We start from the raw sequence: 15,477 nt of genomic DNA, 5'->3' as shown, positions 1-15,477 counted from the left end.
GCGGTGATGCGGTCGAGGGTCCACCCGTCGGCGACGCTCGCCGCGGTCGAGGTGAGGTAGCGCGCCGGTGTAGTCACCGCGAAGCCTCCGTAGTGCTCTGGGACGGGGGATCACCCGATTCGGTGCACGCCACACGTCTCCCGCGAGACGATGGTGATGTATGACACCTTCTCGTTTGTGGAGAGCGTAGTTCTCCACTTCCTATCATTCAAGTGTTGTTATCATTGACAGGATTGACGTAGTATGCGGAGGCGACCGATCATCACCTGCGGCGATGCCGTTCGGGGTGTTCGGTTGTGGGCGGCTTACCGGGGGGTCGACGGCGCTACCGCGGGCGCGGAGCTGCCGCGCCCGCGGCCGGACCCTGCGCGGGAGTGATCAGACGGGATAGCCGGATTCTGTTGGGCGCGAAGGATTTTCGGGTTCACGCGGTCCCTGGTCCAGCCGGAACGGCGGATACTCGTCGCGCATCAGCGACACATAGGCCCGGACCCGCAGCGTCCACCGGTTCATGCCGAGTACGAAGGCGAACAGGCCCTGCGGATACCGGCCGGTGAACAGCAGTGCGATCGCCGCGATGAAGACGAGGATGCCGAGCAGCGGAATCCAGATGACGGCGGTCCCTTCGTCGTCTCCGCCCCAGTACCGCGAGCTGCCGACGAACGCCCAGACGATCAGATACTGCGGGATCGCCAGCAACCACCATTTGATCAGGACCAATCCCCGGTGCAGCCGCTCGGGATAGTCGACGTCGAGGTCGGCCGGATAGCTCTCGTCCGGTCGGAGGCTGAACGGTGGATATCGGTCGGTGCCGAGTGCCGAGAGCGCGTAGAACCGCACGCGCCACGACCAGCGCAAGACGCCGACGTTGAAATCGAACAGCCCGCGCGGATAGCGGCCGGTGATCAAGATGGCGAAGAACGCGATGACCGTCACCACCGCATAGGCGATATGCAGGAAGAACAGCACGATGTAGTGCGGTATCGCCAGAATCCATTTGACGATCCACTGCCAGCGCGACAGCGCGGGGTCCAGGTCGCCGCGCACGCGGACCGGGTAGGGAGATGCCTCGGGTTGCATGTCACGCTCCTCTCGGCGGTCGCGGCCCAGCCGAGCCGCGTCGGATATGCACGATTGTTTCGCATTCACGCTGCGCGCAGGGGCAATTCGAGGCCGTGCGCGTCACCCGGGCCGGACATCCGCCGAGCCGGGGAATACGCGGAGGCGATGGCGAGGTTCGGCCTCGTATGAAGATCGGAGTCAACACCTTCCTGACCGATGAGGGCATCGGTCCCCGAGTTCTCGGACCGGCGCTCGAGGAGCGCGGATTCGAATCGCTGTTCCTGGCCGAACATTCCCACATCCCGGCGAGCCGGGAAACGCCGTACCCGGGCGGCGGTGAGCTCCCGCGCGTGTACTACCGCACCTTCGATCCGTTCGTGGCGCTCGCCGCGGTGGCGGTCGTGACCGAACGTCTGGTGCTCGGCACCGGGGTCACGCTGCTGATCCAGCGCGATCCGATCCACACCGCCAAGGAGGTGGCCACCCTCGATCACCTTTCCGGCGGGCGGGTGGTCTTCGGCGTCGGCGTCGGCTGGAACCGGGAGGAGATGGCCGACCACGGCACCGACCCGCGCACGCGCGGCGCCCTGCTGGACGAGCAACTGGCCGCGATCCGGGCGATCTGGACCCAGGATCTGGCCGAATACCACGGCCGGTTCGTCGATTTCGATCCGATCTTCGCCTGGCCCAAGCCGGTGCAGCGCCCGCATCCGCCGATCTTCGTCGGCGGCGGGGAGGTCGCGGCGCGGCGTGCGGTGCGCCTCGGCATCGGCTGGGTGCCCAACGGTGTGGCCGATCCTTCGGAGGTACCGGCTCAGCTGGCCGCCGTCGGCGACAGCGATATCCTGATCGCGATCACGCCGGTCGCGCCCGAGCCCGCACTGCTGGATGCCTATGCGGAGGCCGGCGTCGAGCGGGTGACGCTGTCGTTGCCGACCCTGCCGGAATCGGAATCGCTGCGCGCCCTGGACGAATTCGCCGCCGTCGCCGAGCGCTACCGCGACTGAGGTGTTGCCGGGCAGTGTCGTGACGGCATACTCACGGCGCTGCCCGCAAGTGCGAATGTGGCGCGCAGCCGATCCGAATACGCTGTGCCCGTGAGCTTTTCGATCGGTACCTACAGTCTCGCGCGGGGACCCGCGGCGATGGCCTGACGTGCCAGATCCGAGGAGGCGTTGACCATACCGGAGTCGTAGCGTTCCAGCACGACGGACTGGGTCGCGCGCAGGTGGGCGCGGGCCAGGCGTTCGGCCTCGGCGTCGTCGCCGTCGGCGATCGCGGTGACCAGCCGGGCGTGCACCCGGGCCGCGTCGTGGGCCTGCGGTTTCGACGGATACTCACCGCGCCGGGTGAGTGTCTCGGCCCACGCCTGTTCCTGTGCCGACCACAGGGTCACCAGACTGGACACCACGCAGCGCACCGTCGCGTTCGGGGTGAAAGCGACCACCAGATCGTGGAATTCGCGTGCGGTGCGCGTGAAGGCGACGCCGTCGCCGACCACGAGCTCGCAGGCGTGGATATTGGCCTCGAGCGCCGGCACCACGACCTCGGCGCGGTCGGGGCGACGGGCGCATTCGGCGGCGCACAGCGGTTCGAGCATCTGCAGCGCGGCCGCCAGATCGCCGAGCGTGACCCGCGCTCCCTGCAGCGCCAGACCCAGGTGGTAGGCGGCGGAGGTTTCGTCGGGCCGGTGGACCTCCGCGCCGCCGACATTGCCGCGGCGCACGGTGACCAGTCCCTCGGTCTCGAGGATGCGCAGCGATTCCCGGATCGAGGGATAGCTGACGCCGAATTCCTTCACCAGCTGGTCCTGAGTGGGCAGGCGATAGTCGTCGTCGCCGGACAGGATGCGGGTACGCAGCTCGGAGGCGACCGTTTCGGCGATGCGGCGCTGCGGAATCCGCCCGCGACGCGCGGTGGTCACGCGGGCTGCCTTTGGTCCATGCACGGATTCTAACCAGCCGGTGCTGACCATTCAAATATTGCTATCCTTGTGAGGATTGACGTACCGTCTGGAGATGGACTTCACGATGGGGGAGGCCGCCGACGCGCTGCGAGATGACTTGCGGCGCTTGGTGTCCCAGCATGTCCCCGCCGATTTCCTGGGCGCCTTCACCGACGATCCGGCCGATCTCGCCGTGGCGCAGCGGTTCTGCGGAGTCCTGGCCGAGCGCGGACTGCTCTGCGCGGCCTGGCCCCGCGAATTCGGCGGACGCGGCGGATCGGTGTGGGAGCAGACGGTGGTCCGCGAGGAGATGTGGGCCCATCACGAGCCGCGCGGCGCCCAGTACATGGGGGTCAACTGGGTCGGCCCGGCGCTCATGCGGCACGGCACCCCGCGGCAGCAACGCACTCATCTGCCGCCGATCGCGCGCGGCGAGGTGATCTGGTGTCAGGGATTCAGCGAACCCGAGGCGGGCTCGGATCTGGCGTCGCTGCGTACCACCGCCCGCCGTGACGGCGACGGCTGGCTGATCAGCGGGCAGAAGATCTGGACCTCCTACGCGACCATGGCACAGTGGTGTTTCCTGCTGGCGCGCACGGCCACCGGTGCCCGCAAACAACACGGGCTGACCATCTTCCTGGTGCCGATGTCCGCGCCGGGGGTTCAGGTGCGGCCGATCCGGGCCATGATGGGCCCGCACCATTTGAACGAGGTGTTCTTCGACGAGTTGCGGGTGACCGAGGACGATGTGCTCGGCACGGTCGGCGAAGGCTGGGCGGTCGTGCAGGAGGTGCTGGCCTTCGAACGCGTCGGCATCGCCCGCTACGCCCGCTGTGAACGACTCCTGCGTGCGGCGCCGGAGGTTCTGGGCGATCGCTGGGCGGAGGTGCCGGCCGAATTGCGCGGGGGCTGGGCGCGCATGCTGGTGCACTGCCGCCGGGCACGATTGCTGGCCTACCGGGTGGTCGCGATGCAGAACGAGGACCGGGTGGCGCCCGGGGACGCCGCGGCCTATCGCATCGCCGTCACCCGGCTCGATCAGGACAGCGCCGAAGTACTCACCGAACTGGCCGACCAGCTCGACACCGCACCGGATACGCAAAGGGAGAACTGGTTTCGCCGCGCGGTCGCCGACCATTGGCGGTATTCGCAGGCCGCGACCGTCGCCTCGGGAAGTATCGAAATGCAGCGACTGCTGTTGTCGCGGGCCGTGCTGGGGGCGTCGTGAACATCGACCTGAGCAGGGAGGCCGCCGACTACGGCCGCGAGGCGAGCCGGGCCTTCGCGGGCGCGGGCGGCGACCGGCTGATCCAGGACGCCGAGGCCGATCCGACCCGTCGCGCGGATATCGTCGCGCCCGTGCTGGCCGGACTCGGTGCGTGGGAGCTGGATCCGCGTCGCGACCGCGACGATCTGGAAGCGGCGGCGGCCCTGTGCCGCAGTGCCGGCTACTGGGCGCTGCCCTATCCGCTGGCCGAACGGCTGGCGCGGCCGATCGACGCGCAGGCCGACGGTCTGGTGGTCGTCACCGAATCCCGCGCTCGGGGTGCGGTCGCCGATCTGGACCTGCGGTGGGCGGCAGTCACGGTGGAGGGCAAGCTCTTCCAGGCGCGGACGCTGCCCGACGGCGCTCCGCCGCGGACCTCCGCCTTCGTGACGCCTCTGGTGCTGACATCGGTCGGGGCGGCCGGGCACGCGGACGCGGCACTCGTGCTGACGTTGAACTGCTGGACGCTGCTGGGCATGCTGGACCGCGCCCTCGACCTCACCCGTTCCCATGTCCTGATGCGCACCCAGTTCGGGCAGCCGCTGGCGAAATTCCAGGGCGTGCAGTTTCAGCTCACCGATGCCGAGGTCGAACGCAGTGGGCTGGACGTCCTCGCGACATACGCCCTGTGGAGCGTCCGGTGCGGCGGGGAGGATGCTCTGGGCGACGCGCTCGCGGCGCGGGTCGCCGCGCTCGATGCCGCGGAAACCGTCTTCCGGGTCGCCCACCAGCTGCACGGGGCCATCGGCTTCTGTGACGAATCGCCGCTGTCGTGGTTGTCGCGCTACAGCCTGCCGCTGCGCCGGCTGCCGTGGGCGAGTTCCGGGACGCGCGATCGGCTGACCCGCCATCTCGGCACGCGGGGTCTGCCCGGGCCGTTCGACGGCGGGGAGGCAGTCGATGCGACATGGCAGTGAGTGCACCTGTGCACCGAATGCGAAAGTGCGGTAAGTGCCTGTGACAGACGATATTCCGGCATACGATCTGCCCGATGTGCTGACCGTGACGGCCGACGGGCCGGTGCGAACGGTGACGATCGACCGGCCCGGCGAATTGAACGCCGTGAACGAACCGCTGCACTGGGCGCTGGCCCACGTGTGGCGGCAGCTGGCGGCCGACACCGCGGCGAAGGTGGTCGTCGTGACCGGCGCCGGCCGGGCCTTCAGCGCGGGCGGCGACCTCGACTGGATCACCTCCTTCCTCGACGATCCGGTGGCGCGGGAGGAGAGCCTGCGCGAAGGCGCCCAGATCATCGAGGAGATGTTGCGGTTCCCGCTGCCGGTGATCGCCGCGGTGAACGGCCCCGCCATGGGACTGGGCGCGAGCGTGGCCGTCCTGTCGGATGTGGTGTTGATGTCGCGCAGCGCGTACCTGGCCGATCCGCATGTGAGCGTGGGACTGGTCGCCGGTGACGGCGGCGCGGCCTTCTGGCCGCTGCTCACGCCGCTGCTGCGCTCACGCGTCTACCTCTACACCGGCGACCGCATCGATGCCCCGACCGCCGTCGACTTGGGACTGGCCACCGCGGTGTCCGAACCGGAGGATCTGCTCGACGACGCCCTGCGGCTGGCGCGGCGACTGGCCGCGCAACCGGCACCGGCGCTGCGGGCCACCAAGCGCGTCGCGAACATGTATCTGTCCCAGGCTCTCAGCGGTGCGATGCAGGCGGGATTCGCCGCCGAATCGGTCACCATGTGCTCACCCGAACATCGTGAACGGCTGCTGGCGCTGCGGCGCTCGGCGGCCCGGAGGTAGCCGATGGATGCCCTGGCCGAATTCCGGGAGCGGGTGCGGCAGTGGTGTGCGGCCAATATTCCGCCCGAGTGGCGGACGCGGCAGACCGGGGCCACGGATGCGGAATTCGTGGAGTTCCAACAGGAATGGTTCCAGCGCCTGCGCGCGGGCGGTTTCGCGGTGCCGCACTGGCCGCGGGAGTGGGGCGGCGGTATGCCGGTCGCGCAGCAGGCGGTGCTGTATTCCGAACTCGCCGCGCACGACGCACCGCGGCTGGTGCTGGCGTTCGTCTCGATTCATCACGCGGCCTCGACGTTGCTGGCCGCGGGTACCGCCGCGCAACGCGAGCGGCATCTGCCCGCGATTCTGGACGGTGAGATCTGGTGCCAGGGTTTCTCCGAACCGGACGCCGGATCGGATATGGCGGCCTTGCGCACCTCCGCCCGCCGCCACGGCGACACCTACCTGGTCAACGGTCGCAAACTCTGGGCCAGCGGCGCGGCGTTCGCGGACTGGTGCCTGCTGCTGGCGCGCACCGATCCGAAAGCCCCACAGCGGCAAGGTATTTCGTATTTTCTGCTCGATATGCGTTCACCCGGGGTGGAGGTCCGGCCGATCCGGCAGGCCACCGGGGAATGGCATTTCTGCGAGATCTTCCTCGACGACGTCGAGATACCCGCGGCGAATCTCATCGGTCCCGAGAATCAGGGCTGGCAGGTGGCGCAGCGGACGCTCGGCGCCGAACGCGGGCTGACGATGCTCGAACTGGCCGAACGGCTGGCGCACGGCGGATTCCGGCGACTGGTCTCGCTGTGCGCGCGGCCGCGTCCCGGTGGCGGATGTGCACTGGACGATCCACCGGTCGCGGATCGGCTGGCGCGGCTGGAAACCGAACTGGCCGGCCTGCGGGGGTTGTGCGCGGATCTGGTCGCGGCCGAGCGACCCGGCCCGGCCGATGCCTCGATCGTGAAGTTGTACTACAGCGAACTACTGCAGCGGATGACCGATTTCGGGACGGAGGTGGCCGGGGTGAGCGCCCACGCGGTGCTGCGCAAACCGCGGTCCAGCGGATGGGAGTCGGGGGCCTGGATGCTCGACTTCCTCGGATCGTGGGAGTGGACCATTCCCGGCGGCACCAGCGAGATCCAGCGCACCATCATCGCCGAACGCGGACTCGCCCTGCCGCGGGAACCGGTCGTGCCGCGATGACCGGGCAGCTGTCGCAGCCGGTGGCCGACTTCGCGGAGGTGCACGACGACCTGCGCGCGGTGGCACGGCGCGTACTCGGGGCGACGGCACCGGGGGAGCCGCAGGACTGGACGCCGATCGCGGCATCGGGGTGGCCGGGGCTCGAGGTGGCCGCCGAATTCGACGGTGCGGGAGCCACATTCGCCGAAGTCGCGGTGGTGCTGCGGGAGATGGGCCGCGCGCTCACCCACAGTCCTTACGCCTCGGTGACGGCGCTGACGCTGCCCGCACTCGCCGCGGTGGTGCCGAATGCCGCCCGGGACCGGCTGTTGCGCGCGACGGCCGGTGGCGCGGCCGTGCCGATCGTGGTGGCGGGCGGGGGCGCCGCACCCCCGTGGGGCGACTCCGGCGGATTCGTGCCGTTCCGGATCGAGCGCCGAGATGACGCCGTATATCTTTGGGGTACAACGGAATTCGCGGCCGACGTCACCGCCGCGACCACCCTCTTGATTCCGGCGAGGGAACCGGACGGATCGGCGGTTCTGGTGGCGGTGTCACCAGGCTCGCCCGGTCTCGCGGTCACCGAGCAGCCGATTCTCGACGCGACCCGCACCGTCGGCGCCGTGTACGCCGACAATTCCCGCGTGGACGCGGAGTCGGTGTGGCAGTGGGCAGGCGCCGATCCGCTGCCGGTGTTGTTCGAGCGGGCGGCGCTGGCCACCGCGATCGACAGCGTCGGACTCGCCGAGGCGGCCTTGGACGCCACCGTCACCCATGTGCGCACCCGCGAACAGTTCGGCCGGCCGGTCGGCTCCTTTCAAGCGGTGAAACACGCGTGCGCGAATATGCTCGTCGCCCTGCGCATCGCGAGCCGGCTCGTCGACGACGCCGTCGCCGCGCACGTCCGTGGTGCCGCGGACGCGTGGATCGCGGTCGCCCGAGCCAAGTCCCACGCCTGTGCCGTCGCGGTCGACATCGCCGGAAAGGCCATGCAGCTGCACGGCGGGATGGGATACACCTGGGAGAGCGGCATCCACCGCTACCTCGAACGCGCCACCTTCAACCGCGCACTGTTCGGCTCCCCGGCCGACCACAGAGCGCACCTCGCCGGCCGCTACCGGGACCCGGACTTCACACCCTGAGGATTTCCTCGGCATCGAATGCCGGACCGGACGCCGTGCGGCCTCCGAGCTCGCGAGTTCGGTAGGGGTCAGCGGGCGGTCCACCCGCCGTCGACGACGATCGTCTGCCCCGTGACATAGCCCGCGGCGTCACCCGCCAGCCAGGCGACCGCGCCCACCACATCCTCCGGGGTGCCGTGGCGTGGCAGGGGTGTGTTGCGGCGCAGATATTCGCGGGGGCGCTCGTTGTCGTAGAGCGGGGCGGTGATCTCGCTGCGGAAGAAGCCCGGGGCGACCGTGTTCACCCGGATGGAGTGGCGGGCCCACTGGACCGCCAATTCGGCTGTCAGACCGGACAATCCGGCCTTGCTGGCGGCGTAGGACGCCTGGGGGATGCCGGGGATGCCCACCCGGCCACTGATCGAGGAGATGTTGACGATACTGCCGCGACCGGCCGCGCGCATATGCTCGAATACCGCCTGCGACAACAGCAGCGGTGCGGCCAGATTCAGTTCCAGGGTGGACCGGATGGCCGGCAACGGTTCCGATTCCGCGCGTTCCTCGGTGAACATGGTGCCCGCCGCGTTGACCAGGATCTCCGGCGGACCCAGCCCGGCGGCCGCCGCCTCGGCGATCACGCCGATCCGGTCCAGCTCCGACAGGTCGGCGGTGACGGCGAGGCCGTCGATCTCCGCGGCCAGCTCGTCCAGCCGATCGCGCCGGCGCGCCACCACCGCTACCCGGGCGCCGAGTCCGGCGAGGGTGCGGGCCACGGCTGCGCCGAGGCCCGACGACGCGCCGGTCACGATCGCGACCCGGCCCTTCAGCTCGAAGATGTCCGCCCCACCGGAGCCGTGCTGTTCGGTCACCGCGTACTCCCTTTCGCCGCAGCGAGTTTCATGGCAAGGGTGTGCCGTGCGGTCACGACGGTTCTCCGGGCCCTGCGGCGACCAGCGCCGCGAGTTCGGTGCGCCGGATCTTGCCCATCGCATTCACCGGCAGCGCCGGCACCTGAACCCAGCGCTCGGGCACCTTGTAGCTCGCCAGTTCGCGCCGGCACCACGCCGCCAGCGCATCGAAATCTATTGCCGGACCGGTACTTTCGACGACGGCGGCGACCCGCTGGCCGAGCCGCTCGTCGGGAATTCCGCAGACCGCCGCGGCGGCGACCTCCGGATATCCGGTGATGACGCGTTCCACCTCGAGCGGATAGACGTTCGCGCCGCCACGGATGATCACCAGCTTCTTGCGGTCGATCACCCGCAGCCAGCCCTCCTCGTCGACGGCTCCGATATCGCCGGTCGGTAGCGGCAGCGGCTCGCCCGGCCGCACGCGGCCGTCGGCCCAGTAGCCCAGCATCGGTGTCCATCGGCCTGCCCACGGCCCGGCGGGTGCCGGGGCCAGCCGCAGTTCACCCGGTTCGCCGGCGGGCAGGCGGCGGCCGTCGTCGTCGTAGGCGGCTACGTCGAATTGCGGTGTCACCCGGCCGCTCGTGCCCGGCCGCCACGCCGAACCGGGCGGGTCGATCGACACCACGGTCGGCGCCTCGGTGAGCCCGTAGGTGACGCGCGGAACCAGGCCGTGGGCCTCGGCGAAGGCGTCGCGCACCGCGTCGGAGGTGTCGCCGCCGCCGCTCCACACCTCGCGCAGCGAGCTCAGCTCGGCAGTGCGCCGGGCCAGATCGTAGAGCTGGGCGGGCGCACCGTTCCACACCGTAACCCGATGCGCGGCAATCCATTCCGCCACTCCGTCGGCGTCGCGCCGGTTCATGATCACCGCGATCCCGCCGGCCTGGGCGGTGGTGAGGGTGGACAGGATCATCATGTTGAGAATGGTCAGCGCGAAACTGTCGCCGCGGCGCAGATCCGGCCCCCAGCCGCGCGTCGCCACCGTGACCGCGCCCGGCAGCAGCATGCCGCGCTGGGAATGCACGACGGCCTTCGGAACCCCGGAGGTGCCGCTGGTGAACGCGATGGCGGCCGGTGCGCCGGGATCGGTCTCGACCCGCGGCGCGGGGTCCGCCGCGTGGAGCAGCCCGGTCCATCGGTCGGGATCGACAGCCTGCGAAACCCGAGGTGCGAATCGCGGTCCCGCCAGAACGACGGACGGTTCCACCAGATCGCACAGCAGTTGCTGTTCGGATGCCGCGGCCGCCTCGCCGATTCCGGCCCACACCGCGCCGATCCGCTGGGCGCCGTGGAAGGCCGCCACGATGGGCAGATCGTTGGGCAGGCAGGCCGCGACCCGATCGCCCGGGCGCACCCCGAGCCGCCACAGCGCGCCGGCCGCCCGCGCCGCCGCCTCGTCGAGTTCGGCATACGTCCACGCGCCCGACACCGCTTCGATCGCGGTGGCGCCGGGCCGGGTGGCCAGCATCGGATCGAGGATCGCGGCGACCGAAGCGGGAATCCGCACGCCGTTGTTGTCACTGCCCACCGAACCTTGATATCACTATCCTTGTAAAGATTCATCAGATAGCCTGAACATGTTGCCCCCGAGGGCTGTTCGCGACTCCGCGCGGCCGGTGGGCTTCGATTCCACGTGCCCGGACGCCGTGGTCACGCCCGTCCGGAGCCGGTCGTCGCGCGGGAGTGTCGAACGAGGAGGCACCGATCATGCAGCCGCCGAACACCGCCGCCGGTCCGCTCGCGGGGGTGCGGGTCATCGACCTGACCGCGATGGTCATGGGCCCGTACTGCACCCAGATCATGGCCGATATGGGGGCGGAGGTGATCAAGATCGAGCCGCCCGCCGGGGACAACACCCGCTACATCTCCGCCGGACCGGAACCCGGGATGGGCGGGGTGTTCGTCAACGTCAACCGCGGCAAACGCAGCGTGGTGCTGGATCTGCGCACCGAGTCCGGCAAGGCGGCACTGCGCGCATTGATCGGCACCGGCGATGTGTTCATCCATTCGATGCGCGGACGGGCGATCGCGGCACTGGGTTTCGACTACCCGGCGGTGGCGGCGGTGAATCCGGCGATCGTCTACACCAACTGCTACGGCTACGGCCGCCGCGGCCCGGACGCGGATCGCACCGCCTACGACGACACGGTCCAGGCCGAATGCGGACTGCCCTACGTCCAACAACGCCTGACCGGCCACACCGCCTACGTCGGCACCATCATGGCCGACAAGGTCGCCGGCCTGACCGCCCTGTACGCGACGGTGATGGCGCTGTTCCATCGGGAACGCACCGGCGAGGGCCAGGAGGTGGAGGTCGCCATGTTCGAGACGATGGCGGCGTTCATGCTCGTGGAGCACGCCGCCGGAGCCCTGTTCGAGCCGGCACTCACGCCGCCGGGCTATCCGCGCGCGCTCACTCCCGACCGCAAGCCCTACCGCACCGCCGACGGATACCTCGCGGCACTGGTCTACAACGACAAACAGTGGAACGCGTTCGTCGACGCGGTGCGCCCGCCCTGGGCCACCGGCGAATTCGCCACCCTCGCCCAGCGGGCCGCGCGGATCGACGAGGTCTACGCCCTGCTGGCCGGCACGTTCCGGGAGCGCACGACACAGCAGTGGCTGGACCTGCTCGGCGCACTCGACATCCCCGCGGCGCCGGTGAATTCCCTGGACGCGCTGTTCCACAACCCGCATCTCGAGGCGGTGGGCTTCTTCGAAACCGTCGACACGCCGAACGGTCCGGTGCGGTTCCCGGGTCCGCCCGCGTGGTTCTCCCGCACCCCCGGCCGCGTGGCCGGACCCGCACCGCGGCTGGGCGCCCACACCGCCGAACTCGTCGGCGATCGGGACAGCGGCCTGGCGCGCGCCGGTGAGGGCGGAGGCGCCGCATGACGGTCGTGCGCGATCCGGCGGACCTGGATCTGAGCGAATTCCTGCGACCCGGCGATCATCTCGTGATCGGGCAGGCCTGCGGCGAGCCACCGACTCTGGTCGAATCGCTGGTGCGCCAAGGCGCGGGCATCGGCGGGCTGACCGTCTTCATCGCTACCAGCTTCTCGGGATCGTTCACCCCGGCCGCCACCGCGGGCCTGCGGATGCGCAGTATGGGCGCGATCGGCGCGCTGCGCGGCCTGACGGCTTCGCACGTGCTCGAGGTGATCGCCTGCCACGTCGGGCGGATCGGGCCGATGCTCGAATCCGGTGCGCTGCGGTGTGATTGCGCCTTCGTCCAGGTCGCGCCCGCCGACCGGCACGGCAACCACAGCCTCGGGCTGGTGAGCGACCATGTCGCCGCGGCGGTGCGCGCCGCGCGGGTGGTGGTGGCCGAGATCAACGAGCAGGTGCCGTGGACCTATGGCGAATCGATCGCCGGCAGCGAGATCGACTACGCGGTCGAGGTCTCGCGACCGCCGGTCACCGTCGCGCCGACGCGAATCGGACCCGTCGACGAGGCGATCGCACGCCACGCGGCCGCCTTCATCGGCGACGGTGCCGTGGTGCAGACCGGGATCGGCGCGGTGCCCGACGCGCTGTTGCGGATGCTGAGCGACCGGGTGGATCTCGGCGTCCACTCCGGCATGATCGGCGACGGCCTGGTCGACCTCGTCGAGGCGGGCGCGATCACCAACGCCCGCAAGCGCATCGACACCGGCGTCTCGGTGACCGGCGCGCTGATCGGCACCCGCCGGCTCTACGACTTCGCCGACCGCAACCCGGCGATCCGCATGTGCCCGGCCACCTACACCCACGATGCCGCCGTGCTCGCCCGGCTCGATGATCTGGTGTCGATCAATTCCGCGGTGGAGGTCGACCTCACCGGACAGGTCAACGCCGAACAGCACGGAACGGCCTATCTCGGGGGCACCGGCGGACAGGTCGATTTCGTGCGCGGCGCGGCGCGCGCCCGCGGCGGGCACGCCATCATCGCGCTGCCCGCCACTGCCAAGGGCGGGACCGTGAGCCGGATCAGCGCCGCTCTGTCGGGACCGGTCACCACCGCGCGCAGCGAAACCGACATCGTCGTCACCGAATTCGGCGCGGCCGAGCTGGCGGGGCGCACGCTCGCCGAACGGGCGCGCCGGTTGACCGCCATCGCCCACCCCGATTTCCGCGAGGATCTGGAACGGGCCGCGGCCGAAATCACGAAGCGAGGATTCTGAATGGCCGATACACCCGCGACCGATGCACCCGGCGCCGAGGCGGTGCTGTTCGACGCCCGCGCCGACGGCATCGCCGTCATCACGCTGAATCGGCCCGCCACTCGTAACTGCCTGGACGCCGAGATCCGCGCGGGTCTGTTCGCCGCCTGGGACCGCTTCGAACACGATGCGGCGCTGCGGATCGCGATCCTCACCGGCGCGGGAGACAAGGCCTTCTGTGCCGGGGGCGATCTGAAGGAGATGGTCGCGACCGGGATGCAGGTGCCGCCGCGCGATATGTACCCGCTGCCCTACGACACCATCGAATTGTCGAAGCCGACCATCGCCGCGGTGAACGGCGTTGCGTTCGCCGGCGGATGGATGATCGCGCAGGCCTGCGATCTGTGCGTCGCCGCGACGACCGCGCGTTTCGCGGTGACCGAGGTGAAGGTCGGCCGCAGCTCCCCGTGGGCGGCGCCGCTGATCCACATGATCCCGCAGCGCATCATGATGGAACTGCTTCTGACCGGCGCGCCCATCGACGCGCAGCGAGCCTACGAGATCGGCCTGGTCAATCGCCTCGCCGAACCCGGGCGACTGCTGGACGCCGCGATCGAGCTGGCGCGTGAAATCCTCAGCGGCGCACCGCTTTCGGTCCGAGCCGCGCGCGAGACGGTTATGCTCGCCACCGAGATGGGCCGTGCGGCGGCCCTGCAGGCGGCCCGCGCGGCCAGTGAACGCTGTTATCGGAGCGAGGATGCGCAGGAGGGGCCGGCGGCGTTCGCCGCACGCCGCCCACCGGTGTGGAAGGGGTGTTGACTCGATGCCGATCCCGCCGCGTGATACGTCCACCGCGTCGGATGTGATCTGAGGCAAAAGTCGGCACAAATGAGACCCTTGTCACATAGTGCAAACCGACCTACTGTGTGTTCAGTAGGTTGCTTCGACCAAAGGAGTTCGGTGTCCGGTCAGCGACGGCCAGCCAACGTTCGGGCCTACGACACGCTGCTCGCCAAGGGGGAGGAGCGCAAACTGCGCATCCTCGCCGTGGCGCAGCGGATGCTCGCCCGCAACGGGTGGCGGTCGACCACGCTCGCGCAGATCGCCCGGGAAGCCGGAGTCACCCCGGCCGGGCTGCTGCACCACTTCGAATCGAAGGATCAACTGCTGCACGCGGTCCTGGAGGCCCGCGACACCGACGACGAAATGCACGCGGATCTGGAAGGCGAACTGCCCGAACAGATCTCCGGAGTAGCCGATCGTTTTCACCGCGCGCCCGATCTGATCGGCATGTACGCGGTGCTGCTGATCGAGAATCTGGAACCTGATGCGCCGCTGCACGATCGCCTGCTCGATCGCTACCGCGCGGCGACCGATCAGGTCGCCGAGAGTATCCGGCGCGGACAGCGCTGCGGGCGCTACAGCGCCGATGTGGACCCTGCCGTCAAGGCTGTGGAGATAGTCGCTTTTCTCAATGGAATGGAAACGTCATGGCTGCTCGATCCCTCGATTCCACTGACCACGGTGTTCCAGGAGTACGCTCGGTCGCTCGAACGCGAGCTGACGCGCAGCGACGTCCATTGAGGTACCGGCTGGGTGTGGTGGCACCGACGGTGACCGAAGTGGTGCGCTGCGCCGGCGGCTGGCTGTTCGATCGCGGGATGGCGGGCTGGGAGGTCACCGTCATCGTCGGCGATCCCACCCACGCCCGCGCACTCGAGATTCTCGGCGCCGTCGTCCTCGATATGGAGGACTCGTTGTCCTCGCCCGTCCACGGCCCGCATCCGCACGCGGTGGCGTTGGCCGGTGAGTTGTTCGAAACCGATCACCGCATCCGCTGCGGCGTGCTCGACACACTCGACCGCGGACTGTCCGAGGTCACGCTGCTCGGCGAGTTCTGTCCCAGCGAACTCGACTGCCGGGTGGATACGGTGCAACACCGATTGAGCGTCGCCGCACGGGCTTTCAAGCGTCAGGCCCTCGCCGCCGCGGGGATCCCGGCCACCGCGGTGGCTCCGCTGGAGACGTTCCGCAGCGGAGCACCGGTGTGGGCGCCGCCGGTGGATCTGGTGCCGGTGGCCGGTTAACCCCCCGCCTCCTCGTCGTCCAT

General features: G+C 69.8%; 15 protein-coding genes. 11 read left to right on the top strand and 4 right to left on the bottom strand.

The window, feature by feature from the left end:
• Positions 1-378: 378 nt before the first annotated feature.
• The gene (locus ON23_RS30115; protein WP_039782528.1) at positions 379-1,080 is read right to left on the bottom strand and encodes a DUF4389 domain-containing protein; all 702 of its coding nucleotides are present in this window, start codon (positions 1,078-1,080) and stop codon (positions 379-381) included.
• A gap of 167 nt (positions 1,081-1,247) precedes the next feature.
• Here ON23_RS30115 and ON23_RS30110 point away from each other — a divergent pair, with 167 nt between their 5' ends.
• Positions 1,248-2,069, top strand: a complete 822-nt coding sequence (locus tag ON23_RS30110; RefSeq protein WP_039782526.1) for an LLM class F420-dependent oxidoreductase — start codon at positions 1,248-1,250, stop codon at positions 2,067-2,069.
• A 110-nt stretch (positions 2,070-2,179) separates the two neighbouring features.
• Here the strand turns inward: ON23_RS30110 and ON23_RS30105 are convergent, their stop codons facing one another.
• On the bottom strand, positions 2,180-2,986 hold the full coding sequence (locus ON23_RS30105) for a FadR/GntR family transcriptional regulator (RefSeq protein ID WP_039782525.1): 807 nt from the start codon (positions 2,984-2,986) through the stop codon (positions 2,180-2,182).
• 94 nt (positions 2,987-3,080) lie between these two features.
• Here ON23_RS30105 and ON23_RS30100 point away from each other — a divergent pair, with 94 nt between their 5' ends.
• From ON23_RS30100 to ON23_RS30080, 5 genes are read left to right on the top strand one after another with little or no spacing between them, the layout of a single operon-like run.
• Positions 3,081-4,235 (top strand): acyl-CoA dehydrogenase family protein, encoded by a 1,155-nt coding sequence (locus ON23_RS30100; protein ID WP_174376535.1) that lies wholly within the window; start codon positions 3,081-3,083, stop codon positions 4,233-4,235.
• Positions 4,232-5,191, top strand: coding sequence for an acyl-CoA dehydrogenase family protein (locus tag ON23_RS30095; protein ID WP_039782524.1), 960 nt, complete (start codon positions 4,232-4,234; stop codon positions 5,189-5,191). The genes ON23_RS30100 and ON23_RS30095 overlap by 4 nt, the downstream gene beginning before the upstream one ends.
• A gap of 34 nt (positions 5,192-5,225) precedes the next feature.
• Positions 5,226-6,029: an enoyl-CoA hydratase/isomerase family protein gene (locus tag ON23_RS30090; protein WP_223273358.1), complete on the top strand. Its 804-nt coding sequence runs from the start codon at positions 5,226-5,228 to the stop codon at positions 6,027-6,029.
• Between the two features lie 3 nt (positions 6,030-6,032).
• The gene (locus ON23_RS30085) at positions 6,033-7,217 is read left to right on the top strand and encodes an acyl-CoA dehydrogenase family protein (protein WP_039782523.1); all 1,185 of its coding nucleotides are present in this window, start codon (positions 6,033-6,035) and stop codon (positions 7,215-7,217) included.
• Positions 7,214-8,338, top strand: a complete 1,125-nt coding sequence (locus ON23_RS30080; RefSeq protein WP_039782521.1) for an acyl-CoA dehydrogenase family protein — start codon at positions 7,214-7,216, stop codon at positions 8,336-8,338. Before ON23_RS30085 ends, ON23_RS30080 begins: the two co-directional genes overlap by 4 nt.
• 68 nt (positions 8,339-8,406) lie before the next feature.
• On the opposite strand, the gene ON23_RS30075 is transcribed toward ON23_RS30080, so the two are convergent.
• Positions 8,407-9,186 carry an SDR family NAD(P)-dependent oxidoreductase gene (locus tag ON23_RS30075; RefSeq protein WP_039782520.1) on the bottom strand — a complete coding sequence of 260 codons (780 nt, stop codon included), beginning with the start codon at positions 9,184-9,186 and terminating at the stop codon, positions 8,407-8,409.
• Positions 9,187-9,238: 52 nt separating this feature from the next.
• Complete coding sequence (locus ON23_RS30070) at positions 9,239-10,753, bottom strand: class I adenylate-forming enzyme family protein (RefSeq protein ID WP_245556185.1); 1,515 nt, start codon at positions 10,751-10,753, stop codon at positions 9,239-9,241.
• Between the two features lie 179 nt (positions 10,754-10,932).
• Between ON23_RS30070 and ON23_RS30065 the strand changes: the two genes are divergently transcribed.
• From ON23_RS30065 to ON23_RS30045, 5 genes are all read left to right on the top strand, one after another.
• On the top strand, positions 10,933-12,120 hold the full coding sequence (locus tag ON23_RS30065) for a CaiB/BaiF CoA transferase family protein (protein WP_039782531.1): 1,188 nt from the start codon (positions 10,933-10,935) through the stop codon (positions 12,118-12,120).
• On the top strand, positions 12,117-13,388 hold the full coding sequence (locus tag ON23_RS30060) for an acetyl-CoA hydrolase/transferase family protein (protein ID WP_039782519.1): 1,272 nt from the start codon (positions 12,117-12,119) through the stop codon (positions 13,386-13,388). Before ON23_RS30065 ends, ON23_RS30060 begins: the two co-directional genes overlap by 4 nt.
• Positions 13,389-14,186, top strand: a complete 798-nt coding sequence (locus ON23_RS30055; protein WP_039782517.1) for an enoyl-CoA hydratase/isomerase family protein — start codon at positions 13,389-13,391, stop codon at positions 14,184-14,186.
• 141 nt (positions 14,187-14,327) lie between these two features.
• Positions 14,328-14,951, top strand: coding sequence for a TetR/AcrR family transcriptional regulator (locus tag ON23_RS30050; RefSeq protein WP_039782516.1), 624 nt, complete (start codon positions 14,328-14,330; stop codon positions 14,949-14,951).
• A gap of 14 nt (positions 14,952-14,965) precedes the next feature.
• The gene (locus ON23_RS30045; protein WP_373282261.1) at positions 14,966-15,454 is read left to right on the top strand and encodes a hypothetical protein; all 489 of its coding nucleotides are present in this window, start codon (positions 14,966-14,968) and stop codon (positions 15,452-15,454) included.
• Positions 15,455-15,477 lie beyond the last annotated feature (23 nt).

This window comes from Nocardia cerradoensis NBRC 101014 (genome assembly GCF_000308535.1).
GTDB classification, from domain to species: Bacteria; Actinomycetota; Actinomycetes; order Mycobacteriales; family Mycobacteriaceae; genus Nocardia; species Nocardia cerradoensis.
Note: the sequence above shows the minus strand (reverse complement) of the source record. Positions and strands in the feature narration are given on the sequence as shown.